Source organism: Allocoprococcus similis (assembly GCF_054660775.1).
This window is the reverse complement of record NZ_BAAHSG010000038.1, coordinates 1-11,029: the sequence shown is the minus strand read 5'-3', so window position 1 is coordinate 11,029 and position 11,029 is coordinate 1. Positions and strand designations below refer to the sequence as shown.

The following is an 11,029-nucleotide window of genomic DNA, read 5'->3' as shown; positions in this document are numbered from 1 at the left end:
CCACCTACCATTCAATCGTCTCTACCGGAACCGGTCTTTCATTCAGCTTCATGCTTCCGACTTTTCCATTCTTCATCTTAATTACACGATCTGCCATCGGCGTGATCGCTGAGTTGTGTGTGATCAGAATCACTGTCATCCCTCGTTCACGGCACATATCCTGTAAAAGCTTCAATATTGCCTTACCGGTATTGTAATCCAGCGCCCCTGTCGGCTCATCACACAAAAGAAGCTTCGGGTTCTTTGCCAGTGCACGCGCAATCGATACCCTCTGCTGCTCCCCACCGGAAAGCTGTGCCGGGAAATTCTTCATACGGTCTGCCAGTCCCACTTCCCTAAGAACCATCTCCGCATCCAGCGGATCCTTACAGATCTGCAGTGCCAACTCTACATTTTCAAGCGCCGTCAGGTTCGGAATCAAGTTGTAAAACTGGAATACAAATCCAATATCATCCCTTCTATAGGAAGTAAGCTGCCTCGGCGAATACTTTACAATATTCTTTCCATCGATCCAGACCTCTCCACTTGTTGCCGTATCCATTCCCCCCAGAATGTTGAGCACTGTCGTTTTTCCCGCACCACTTGGACCTACTACAACTGCAAATTCACCCTTTTTTATCTGAAAATCAATTCCATCTGCTGCGGCAATCTCAACTTCACCCATACGGTAAATCTTACGGACATCCCGCATTTCAACAAATTCTTTCATCATCTTTCCCCTTATCTGTAAAATTTTCTGCTTTTTTTAATTTTAACATATTGGAAAAGCAAATCAAATAAGAAGTCGTAAGATTATAAAACTTTCACATTTTCCATTTCCCGTAATGTCTTTGGCTATATTGCACAATTTTGCAGCATCATTTTTGTAACATTTGTCTTTTCTGCGAATTTACAGAAGAGCATGCACATGGTATTATAATATCAAGTTAAGGATAGCACTTAACGAAACTAAATAAGACGTTTTCAGTATTTTGATACTTTTTATTTTCATTTCTCCTTTAATGAAATTACAGAAAAAGAGCTTACGACATTTCCCCCGATCATATGTCGCAAGCTCTTTTTCCATTATCTGAATCTTTCCGGCATTCACAAACAGTATCCTCCTCTATTTTTCCCCTTGCTTCCGGAGTAAACTTTCAAAAATTACAGTTTTCCTTGTAACTTTCTGTAACCTCTTGTTAATTATTAGACATTATATATTTTTACCGTTAAAATTTCCTTTTTTTACATTCTTTTGTCAATCTTGTTTTGCACCTCGTTATTTTGCACAATTTTATTTTAACTTTCCAGTTCTTTTAGTTTTTTTTGCGAATATACAAAACTGCCGGCAAATGCTATTATAATAACAAGTTAAGGATAACACTTAACCGAACAAAATAAGACGTTTTCAGTATTTTGATACTTTTTATTTTCATTTCTCCTTTAATGAAATTATTGGAAAAAGAGTTTACGACATTTCCCCCGATCATATGTCGTAAGCTCTTTTTCTTTTTCAGGATTTTCATACCGGTCTCCTCATGTTCGAAAATTTTTTATATTGACATTTACAATAATCATTCATAATTCCTTCTCAAAAACACATTTGTTCTTAAACAGAAATCATTCGCACTCATTTTTTTACATTTATGCAAATTTTATTATCAATTTCCCAATTCCAGATAACCTTTTGTATAAATTGATTTTTCCCCTGTTATTTTGCACAATTATATTTTTCAAAGCTTTTTTCTTTTGTTTTTTTTGCGAATATACAAATTCCCAGCCTCTTGGTATTATAATATCAGCTTGAAGATAACAACTAGATAAGAATTCCTCGGTGGGGCGGCATCTTAGTCAGTCACAATTGCCCCACTTGATTAGGAATCAAAACCAAATAAGACGTTTTCAGTATTTTGATACTTTTTATTTTCATTTCTCCTTTAATGAAATTACAGAAAAAAGAGTTTACGACATTTCCCCCGATCATATGTCGTAAGCTCTTTTTTCATTCTGCCCAACTCTTTTTCCCATATATAGATGTTGTTGGCAAAAGGTATTTTGACCCCTTTGATACCAGATTGCTACGTGCTTTGCACTCTCGCAATCTTCTAACTAAATTCTCCAAAACTTCTTTCTTATAAAATTTTACCACATTCCCAGGCATCATCATTCATTTTTCCACCTCTATTCTGTAGATCGCTACATATTCTGTCAAAAGAAAATGGAAATGTCAACACGGCATTTCCATTTTCTTTCAAAGCTATTTTTCTGTCTTTATACATTTTCTTGCAAGAATACAGATCACGATGGTAATGACCATATCCGGGAGTGTATTTCCAAGCGGAATATCCACATTCATCAGAATACGATAAAGTATAAAACCGATCACCCAGATCACACCATTCATGACATCCAGAGATACTCCCAGGCTGTCCTTTCTCTTCAGAATATAGAAATCCGCAATCTGGATTGCGATCATCGGCGCGAATACAGAACCGATCAGGTACAGGAAATCGGTAATGTTGTCCATCGGATAAACGATCGCTCCGATCATTCCGATCACAGTGACAACAATTGCTGCATATTTCCCATTGATTTTTGAAAATACTGACTCTGATGAAATTCCTGCTGAGTAAGCATCCAGAAAAGTCGTCGTAACGGTAGAAAATACAATGATCAGAAGTCCTGCTATTCCAAGTCCGGCCTTCACCATGATATTTGCAATATCAGACTCTCCTGTGTAAATCGCGGCGTTCATACCGATCACATACATCCAACAGCTGACAACTCCATAAACAACGGCACTGACTGCGGTTGCTTTTACCGGTTCTTTTGCTTCTCTTGTATAGTCACTGATCAGTGGCAGCCAGGAAAGTGGCATGGCAACGGAAAGCTCTACCGCTGCACCAAACGTCATGGCATCTCCACCTGCGCCTGCTACCGATCCATCACCAAAGATCACTTTGCTGAGTACCAGTGTCAGGATAAATAAAGCAGCCATTGCAACCGTGTTGATCTTGCCAAGATTTGTGATTCCGATCACAATCCATAAGATGATCAGTGCACCGATCACCAGACACCATACCCATCTGCCGGTATGAAGAACACCATTTGCTGCAAGTGCCCCATCATAAATCATAATCGCTGTCCAGCCAACCAGCTGCAGCACATTCAGGAAGGAGAAGAAGACTCCTCCTTTCTCGCCAAAACTCATTTTTACTGTTTCCATTGCACTTCGTCTGGTCTTTCCACCAATTACTCCGGCAAGGAAAAGCATCGTGCATCCTATGATATGACCAATAATAATCGCCAGAACTCCTTTTCCGAATCCAAGAGGCGCAAAATAAGTACCGGTCAGGATCTCTGCAAGGGACACGCCTGCCCCAAACCAGATCAGTCCATTTTCAAAGATAGAGGTTCCCTTTTCATTCATACTTCTATTCCTCCACTTTGCTTTCTGTATATTCATTTTTAATTGCAAATCCATGATTCATCGGACCACTGCCTTTACCAAGATCCAGCATTGCTGCAAGTGCTCCGGAAATGTATTTCTTCGCACGTTCTACTGACTCATCCAGATCATATCCTTTTGCAAGATTTGATGCGATCGCACTGGATAAAGTACATCCTGTTCCGTGCGTATTCGGATTGTCGATCCGCTCTCCGTAGAACCACTTATATCCACCGTCTCTCCACAGCAGATCATTGGCATCATTCAGCTGATGCCCTCCCTTACAAAGAACTGCACAGTGATATTGGGTGCCGATCTCTTCTGCTGCTTTTATCATATCCGCCTGCGACTGGATTTTCATACCTGCAAGCACTTCTGCTTCCGGGATATTCGGAGTCAGAACGGTTGCCATCGGAAGCAGGCGGCTCTTCAGCGCATCAATCGCTTCCTCGCTGATCAGTCTTGCTCCACTTGTTGCTACCATAACCGGATCAACTACAATATTTTTCGCATCATATTCTTTTAATTTGTCTGCGATCTTTGTGATCAGACCACTTGAAGATACCATTCCAATCTTCACTGCATCCGGGTAAATATCCGTGAAAATATTATCCAGCTGTTCTCCCAGGAATTCCGGCGTTGCCTCCATAATTCCTGTAACTCCGGTTGTATTCTGTGCAGTAAGAGCCGTAATTGCGCTCATAGCATAGACTCCGTTACTGATCATTGTTTTGATATCTGCCTGGATACCTGCTCCTCCGCTTGAATCGCTTCCTGCAATTGTAAGTGCTGTTCTCATTTGACTCTCTTCCTCTCTTTTTCCATAATTCTGAATATTTTGTATAAAAAGAATGTGCCTTGGCACATTCTCACGCCGAGCACAGTTGCCTGCGACATGCTTCATCTTCGTGCAAGTACGCATCTCCGGCACGTAGTGCCTTTTTTTCACAGGAAGTTCCTTCATAATTTCCTATGAAAAAAAAGAAACACCTGCCATGCACAAGTGTCTCTTAAAAAATCAATATGACTTCCTACGACGGCATGATCCGTATCAGGTAAAAAGGGTCGAAGCTCTTTTGCTTCCTCTCAGCCTGTCTTTCACCGACTCCCCCGTCTTTATTATTCTGTCTCTCCAAATGTTGTCTGCTTTGTAACTCCTGTTAGACTCTCTCTGGTTCTGGATAAGCCTCTCCAAAAGTCTCAACAGTCACTTTTTTCATCTTCTGTTCTTCCAGCGGTCTGTCACTGTAGTCTGTTGCCGTCTCAGCAATTTTATTTACAACATCCATACCTTCTGTAACTTTACCAAAAGCTGCATATGCACCGTCAAGATGTGGTGAAGTCTTATGCATGATGAAAAACTGTGATCCTGCTGAATCCGGATGCATTGCACGCGCCATCGAAAGAACGCCCGGTTCATGCTTCAGATCATTTGCAAAACCGTTCTGCTTAAATTCTCCTTTGATACTGTATCCAGGGCCACCCATTCCGGTTCCATCCGGGCATCCACCCTGGATCATGAATCCACTGATGACACGGTGGAAGATCAGTCCATCATAGAATCCCTTATTTACAAGAGATACAAAGTTATTCACTGTATTCGGTGCGATTTCCGGATATAATTCCGCTTTGATCACATCGCCATTTGCCATTTCAAATGTTACTATTGGATTTGCCATTTTATACAATCTCCTTTTCATTGATTTCTCTACCTATTGTAACGGAACTTTTCCCGTCCGTAAATAGTTTTTAGAAAGTCTTTATACATTTTCCAGACGATATCCGATCATACCGCCCTTTTCTTTTTCTCCGGTATTCCAAAGTTCTTCCAGGTTCAGCCAGGTTTCTTCCCCATAGGTCGCAACCCGGATCCAGAATCCGTCCTCTTTTTCTTCATAACCGATCACCAGAAACCAGTGCCAGATAAAATCCTCAAACTTCTCTTTATTCTTGTGCCGGAGCATCAGATACGGGATCGGTATCTCCTTTCCGATCTGCTGTCTGACAAACTGCTTTGCCTCCGTCACCGTATGCTCCCCGGAAAATTCTTTCATTTCCGCAGAAACACAAACTCCACCATCTTTCTGCTTATCCTTCAGATATTTGCGGAATCCGTCCGTATACAGATATAATTTGTTAACTCCATTGATCCGCGGTCTCAGATAAGGCTTCATGATCTGGCTGTATTTTTTATATTCCTCTTTATTCAACTTCCATGTATCAAACGGATACAGGCTTTTCATCCCAAATTTTCTTGCAAAATAGATACAGCTGTCGCATGCAGTTGCCGCAGCGCAGCCACCCACATGCATGACCACATTGGTAAACCAGTCCTGATTTCCGCCAAATTCACCGTCTATTGTAAAATATTCCAGTTCCTTTTTCATGCCAGTCCTTCCTTTCTGTCCTTCTGCCAAACCTTCCTGCCAGTGAATCTTCGGCTATTTTTCTTTCTCTTCCGGCTTCAGTGTCGATAAGAAAACTGCAACCAGAATGATCACACCACCAAGGCACTCCCGGAAGCTTGGAACTTCTTTCAAAAAGAGAAATGCACTCAGAGTTCCGTATACCGGCTCCAGTCCGGACAGAATCCCCGCTGTCCTTACCTTGACCGTCCGAAGCCCACCGATAAATAAAGAATGTGCAACCGCAGTGAAAATAATTCCCAGCATCATCAGAACACCCGCATCTGCCAGTGTGATCACCGGCTTTAACACAAAAAGTGTCGGAATCAGAACGATCGTCGCTGTTCCCTGTTCATAAAGGGACACCAATGTCGCCGGGTATTTACAGGAAAAACGCCGGTTCATCAGTGAAAGCACTGCATAAGTAAACGCGCTCAAAAGTCCCCACAGAACTCCCTGTGTGATCTGATTGTCCATCTGAAATGCCGGTACGATAAAGAAAACTCCGACCAGCATCATCAGTGTACAAAATACATCTGATTTTTTCAGTTTTTCATGAAACAGATATGGCTCCAGAAAAATTACAAATACTGGAAATGTAGATACCGTAAGCGTCCCGACAGCAACAGTCGAACTCTGAATCGACTGCATATAACTGCTCCAGTGTACCGCAAGAACCATTCCGGCTCCGATCATCCAAAAATAATCACTTTTCTCCTCCAGGCGAATTTTCTGCTTCTTAAAACGCAGAAAAAGCCAGAGGAAAATGGATGAAAAAAACACTCTTCCAAGTACAATGATCACCGCCGGCAGATCTACCAGCTTTGCAAAAAGCCCTACAAAGCCAAACAATGCAACAGCAATATGTACTGAAATTAACCCTTTCCCCTGACTCTCTTTCATATAAAAATCCTTTCTTTATGCCTTCTTTTTCGGTAATGACAGGATTGTAACTGCTCCGATGATCCCCACAAAGCCAAACAGATCCATCCATGAAAATGCACCTCCCATGAACAGGATTGAAATAACCGTTGCGGTCAGCGGTTCTATCGATGCAAAAAGACTTGCTTTTGTTCCTCCGATCAGCCGGACACCTTCCATGTAGCATCCAAAAGACAGCACGGTTCCAATGATAATCACGACTCCCACACACAGCACGGTCTGCCAGTCCCAGATAATTCCCTGTATCGTCCACGGTCTGACAACCGGAAGTAATAAAATTCCACTCACTAGCATCGCCCAGCCAACAATCTCAAAGGTTCCATACTCGTTCATCAGCTCTCCCGGAAGCAGATTGTAGAAGACGGTTGCCACTGCTGAAAGAAGTCCCAGAACCAGCGTTATTTTTGAAATACTGAGTTCTGTCAGATTCCCGTGAGTAGCAAGAAGCACGGTTCCTGCAAACGCCAGAAATAATGCAGTAAGCTCGGTACAGTTCGGCATTTTCCGATTACGGATGGCAAGATATATCATGATCATAACCGGCGCTGTATACTGAAGTACCGTCGCAATACCGGCATTGGAATCGTCCACCGCCATATAGTATGTCATCTGGCATGCAGCAATTCCGATCACGCCATAAAGGATCATCCGAATCGCATGTCTTTTATTTTTCCATACTCTCCAGGTATCCTTTCCCTGCTTTCTGTATACAGCCGTAAGCAGGATAATTCCTACAATAATAAGTCTTACATTTACCAGCCACTGTGCTGTCATTCCTCTGTATACAAAAGAATATTTTCCAAACACTCCTGCCAGTCCCCAAAATATTCCACCCATAATGGTAAGTGCAGTTCCTCTTAAGTTCTCACGGCGGTCAAACTTCTCCGTAAGTTCTGTTTTCCCCATTTGTAATTTCCTCTCAAATCAACTCTTCAAAATTAGACTCTGACACGTTTCCCTGCATCTGGCTCTTACCTATTGCAATGACTATCCAGCCCAAAGTTGTCTACATGCCGGAAACTTCTATTTTTAATCTATTCTGCCTCGTTTACCCGGAAATGTTCCATCAAAACTGGCATATACTCTTTACTATATTCTCCAAGAGAATAGTTTCCCCTGTTCAGACACCAGTCCGATACCAATGCCCGCTCACAAAGTGAATAATATTTTGTAATTTCCTGAATACTCTTCTCTCTGCTGATCTGGTTGCGCACATGTCCTTCTTCAATAATCCGGCTGATCAGTTTATAATAAGTACGGTTCTGATCCAGAAGATTACGGTCTCCCTTTGCGATCAGCTGTGTCGAATACAAAGATGATAACAATGCGACATCAATTTTCTGCTCCATAAATGAATGCGAACGGTAATTGAGATACATCAGTTTATCAAAACTGTTCATTTCCGGATCCAGTTCCTCTTCAAGCTTTGCATAATTCTCATCCAGAATAGTTGATAATGTATCAAGCAGAGAATCTTTACTGCTGAAATAATAATAGAACGATCCTTTTGATGTCTCAGAAAGACGGATGATATCATCTACTGTCGTATCATCATATCCTTTTTCATAGAACAATTCCCATGCGGCATCTACGATCCGCCGCTTTACATTCTGTTTTGCTGCCATCTATCTACCTCCTGTGGTATCATGTTCCTCATAGACCGCTTACAGCTATTCGACATCTGCGGTCGTCGCTTGCGGCATTCTTCCTCTTCGCACGAATGCGCATCCCCGACACGCAGTGTCTTTTATTTCACAGGAAGTTCCTTCGAATTTTCCTATGAATAAAAGAAGGACCGGCTGCGTCATACGCCCCGGTCCTTCTCAGGTTTACGTGGACATGTTTTTCCCCGTAAACAAGTATATCGTATCTACATTCCTTTTGCAACATCAACACAGGCCTTCATTGCATCAATGATCGCACTTCTGAATCCGTGTTCTTCCAATACACCTACGGCTTCAATCGTTGTTCCTGCCGGTGAGCATACCATGTCTTTGAGTTCTCCCGGATGCTTTCCTGTTTCAAGAACCATCTTCGCACTTCCAAGAACTGCCTGTGCTGCAAATTTGTATGCCTGTGCTCTCGGCATTCCCTCTGCAACAGCGGCATCTGCCATTGCTTCGATAAACATAAATACATATGCCGGTGAACTTCCGCTTACTGCAACAACTGCATCCATCATATGCTCTGTCACAACTTCTACTTTGCCAAATGCAGAAAGGATCTTGCATGCATAATCAAGTTCTTCTTTTGTTACATACTCATTCGGCGTGGCAGCTGTCATACCTTCTCCAACCATAGCCGGAGTGTTCGGCATTGTACGAACAATCTTAACATCTTTTCCAAACTGTTCGGCAAGCCATGCAAGTGTCTTTCCTGGTGCGATCGTGATAATAAGTTGTTCCGGTCTTACCAGATCTTTTACTTCCTGAATGACATCTGCATAAAACTGTGGTTTTACAGAAAAAATAACAACTTCTGACTTTTCAATTACTTCTTTATTGCTATCGGTAACATTGATTCCATAAAGTTCTTTTACTTTTTCGCGGCCTGGTGCAAAAAGATCTGCTCCGATGATTTCTTCCGGTTTGAATACGTTACTTTTAATAACGCCTCCCATAATTGCTCCTGCCATATTACCTGTTCCGATAAATCCTAATTTCATAGTCTTTCTCCTCCTGATGAACTTAAAACCTTATACATTTTCATTTTTAATTTGTATACAATCTTTAAATTTGTATACAAATTTCTTTCTGCATTCAATGTATCACTTCCCCTGTTTAAAGTCAACATTTTCACAATAGAAAATGCCGTTTTCCGTCGAAAATACGTGCACCATTGTATACAATCACCAGTCTGTACTCTTATATTAAACGCGACTTTACATATACCCAATTTTGTTTTTTACAAACCCCGTTTTAATGTGTTATACTTAATATATTCACCAGACAGAGGGGGATTTCACATGGCTGAAAAAAGGAAATCACTTGCCGATCAGGCTTATGAAATTATCAAAAATAATATTATGAATCTGACTTATCCACCAGGAATGCCTCTTACAGAAGCACTTCTGACAGAAGAACTTGGTATGAGCCGTAATCCGGTACGCACTGCACTCAAAATGCTGCAGTCTGAAGGTCTGATCGTTACCGATTATTATAAATCCATGACTGTAAAAGAAATCACCGATAAAGATATCAATGAACTTTATCAGCTCCGCGAACTCTTAGAGGGCAGTGCATTTAAACTGATCTTTGAAAGTGGAAAAGCAGAAGAATATTCCTATCGAATTGAAGAAAAAGTGGTACATATGTGTGCGGTTGCTTCCGATGTTTATGAGTGGGAGCTTGCTGATACGCAGATGCATCTGGAAATTGTCAGCATTTTCAATAATGACCGGATCACCAAATTCTACGAATCCAATTTATCAGAGCTGGTAAGAGTGGGTATGTATTCGCTGAAAAACGGCATGCGGATCGTTCCAACGAATGAGAATTTGAAAAAAATGGTTAAATATATGCGTAAAAATGATTATGAGCGGGCTTTTGCAATCCTGAAAAAAGATCATTTTATGCAGGGAAAAGACAGCGCCATGAAAGAAGAACAGAAAAATGGATGATTCAACAAATAATCGTATGAAAAAAATAGTAACTCCTATCGGAGAATTCACAATAAATTCTTATGAGATTCCTGCTGGTTATACACTTTACAGCTCTCCTGCTATTGTTTCAGATTCTGACGATATCTATAAAATTATCACAATAGATCAATTAATTCAGATTAGAGCAGATAAATACACTCCTGTTCTTCATCAGAATTGCATGATTCCAGAAGAGAAAACCATCTATCCACTGACGATTATCCATTGTCATGATGATCAGATTATTTTGAAAGATCATTATCATTCTCTAACCTTGGATCTTCATAAATTACCGGATATTCAGATTCATCCTTGGTACCCTCTTCTAAAAAAGAAGAGCTGCATTCCCTGTACAAATTGTGGCAGATGCGGCTGGTAAAATATCCCTAAAAAAGATTTGTATTTCTACTTTTACGATTTACAAATCTTTTTTTATACTATTCTTCCGCAAAAGTTATCAGTTGGCTCACGGCTCTTTTCTGTTATCCCTGGATTATTGCACAAAAAAAGCTGCAAACCATCTGGTCTACAACTTCTCTCGAATTATCTCATGTACCTTCAAAACCACATACAAACTTAAATCTTTACTCCATCCATTTCTTTACCCTGTCCTAC

Annotated in this window: 11 protein-coding genes and 1 riboswitch; of the genes, 2 read left to right on the top strand and 9 right to left on the bottom strand. The window is 41.0% G+C overall.

What is annotated here, in order from left to right; all coding sequences use genetic code 11:
* Positions 1-4: 4 nt before the first annotated feature.
* The 9 genes from ACYQ5K_RS13670 to proC form a co-directional block, all read right to left on the bottom strand.
* A complete protein-coding gene (locus ACYQ5K_RS13670; RefSeq protein ID WP_022220838.1) occupies positions 5-709 on the bottom strand; it encodes an ABC transporter ATP-binding protein in 705 nt (234 codons plus the stop codon).
* A 1,527-nt stretch (positions 710-2,236) separates the two neighbouring features.
* Positions 2,237-3,409, bottom strand: coding sequence for a putative hydroxymethylpyrimidine transporter CytX (gene cytX, locus ACYQ5K_RS13665; protein WP_459777791.1), 1,173 nt, complete (start codon positions 3,407-3,409; stop codon positions 2,237-2,239).
* Between the two features lie 4 nt (positions 3,410-3,413).
* On the bottom strand, positions 3,414-4,226 hold the full coding sequence (thiD, locus tag ACYQ5K_RS13660) for a bifunctional hydroxymethylpyrimidine kinase/phosphomethylpyrimidine kinase (protein ID WP_173688015.1): 813 nt from the start codon (positions 4,224-4,226) through the stop codon (positions 3,414-3,416).
* A gap of 212 nt (positions 4,227-4,438) precedes the next feature.
* Positions 4,439-4,549: riboswitch (TPP riboswitch) on the bottom strand.
* 38 nt (positions 4,550-4,587) lie between these two features.
* Positions 4,588-5,106, bottom strand: a complete 519-nt coding sequence (locus tag ACYQ5K_RS13655) for a peptidylprolyl isomerase (protein ID WP_173688014.1) — start codon at positions 5,104-5,106, stop codon at positions 4,588-4,590.
* An 81-nt stretch (positions 5,107-5,187) separates the two neighbouring features.
* The gene (locus ACYQ5K_RS13650) at positions 5,188-5,814 is read right to left on the bottom strand and encodes a hypothetical protein (RefSeq protein WP_195231169.1); all 627 of its coding nucleotides are present in this window, start codon (positions 5,812-5,814) and stop codon (positions 5,188-5,190) included.
* Positions 5,815-5,868: 54 nt separating this feature from the next.
* Complete coding sequence (locus tag ACYQ5K_RS13645; RefSeq protein ID WP_173688012.1) at positions 5,869-6,735, bottom strand: DMT family transporter; 867 nt, start codon at positions 6,733-6,735, stop codon at positions 5,869-5,871.
* A 15-nt stretch (positions 6,736-6,750) separates the two neighbouring features.
* Positions 6,751-7,680, bottom strand: coding sequence for a DMT family transporter (locus ACYQ5K_RS13640; RefSeq protein ID WP_173688011.1), 930 nt, complete (start codon positions 7,678-7,680; stop codon positions 6,751-6,753).
* 128 nt (positions 7,681-7,808) lie between these two features.
* The gene (locus ACYQ5K_RS13635; RefSeq protein ID WP_173688010.1) at positions 7,809-8,399 is read right to left on the bottom strand and encodes a TetR/AcrR family transcriptional regulator; all 591 of its coding nucleotides are present in this window, start codon (positions 8,397-8,399) and stop codon (positions 7,809-7,811) included.
* A 245-nt stretch (positions 8,400-8,644) separates the two neighbouring features.
* Entirely contained in the window at positions 8,645-9,439 is a 795-nt protein-coding gene (gene proC, locus ACYQ5K_RS13630) for a pyrroline-5-carboxylate reductase (RefSeq protein ID WP_173688009.1), read from the bottom strand.
* A gap of 300 nt (positions 9,440-9,739) precedes the next feature.
* Here proC and ACYQ5K_RS13625 point away from each other — a divergent pair, with 300 nt between their 5' ends.
* A complete protein-coding gene (locus tag ACYQ5K_RS13625; protein WP_173688008.1) occupies positions 9,740-10,393 on the top strand; it encodes a GntR family transcriptional regulator in 654 nt (217 codons plus the stop codon).
* Positions 10,386-10,793: a hypothetical protein gene (locus ACYQ5K_RS13620; RefSeq protein ID WP_173688007.1), complete on the top strand. Its 408-nt coding sequence runs from the start codon at positions 10,386-10,388 to the stop codon at positions 10,791-10,793. Before ACYQ5K_RS13625 ends, ACYQ5K_RS13620 begins: the two co-directional genes overlap by 8 nt.
* Positions 10,794-11,029 lie beyond the last annotated feature (236 nt).

Coding starts and splice junctions, on each gene's coding strand:
- ACYQ5K_RS13670 (WP_022220838.1), bottom strand. CDS start 709: ATGAAAGAATTTGTTGAAATGCGGGATGTCCGTAAGATTTACCGTATG.
- cytX (WP_459777791.1), bottom strand. CDS start 3,409: ATGAATGAAAAGGGAACCTCTATCTTTGAAAATGGACTGATCTGGTTT.
- thiD (WP_173688015.1), bottom strand. CDS start 4,226: ATGAGAACAGCACTTACAATTGCAGGAAGCGATTCAAGCGGAGGAGCA.
- ACYQ5K_RS13655 (WP_173688014.1), bottom strand. CDS start 5,106: ATGGCAAATCCAATAGTAACATTTGAAATGGCAAATGGCGATGTGATC.
- ACYQ5K_RS13650 (WP_195231169.1), bottom strand. CDS start 5,814: ATGAAAAAGGAACTGGAATATTTTACAATAGACGGTGAATTTGGCGGA.
- ACYQ5K_RS13645 (WP_173688012.1), bottom strand. CDS start 6,735: ATGAAAGAGAGTCAGGGGAAAGGGTTAATTTCAGTACATATTGCTGTT.
- ACYQ5K_RS13640 (WP_173688011.1), bottom strand. CDS start 7,680: ATGGGGAAAACAGAACTTACGGAGAAGTTTGACCGCCGTGAGAACTTA.
- ACYQ5K_RS13635 (WP_173688010.1), bottom strand. CDS start 8,399: ATGGCAGCAAAACAGAATGTAAAGCGGCGGATCGTAGATGCCGCATGG.
- proC (WP_173688009.1), bottom strand. CDS start 9,439: ATGAAATTAGGATTTATCGGAACAGGTAATATGGCAGGAGCAATTATG.
- ACYQ5K_RS13625 (WP_173688008.1), top strand. CDS start 9,740: ATGGCTGAAAAAAGGAAATCACTTGCCGATCAGGCTTATGAAATTATC.
- ACYQ5K_RS13620 (WP_173688007.1), top strand. CDS start 10,386: ATGGATGATTCAACAAATAATCGTATGAAAAAAATAGTAACTCCTATC.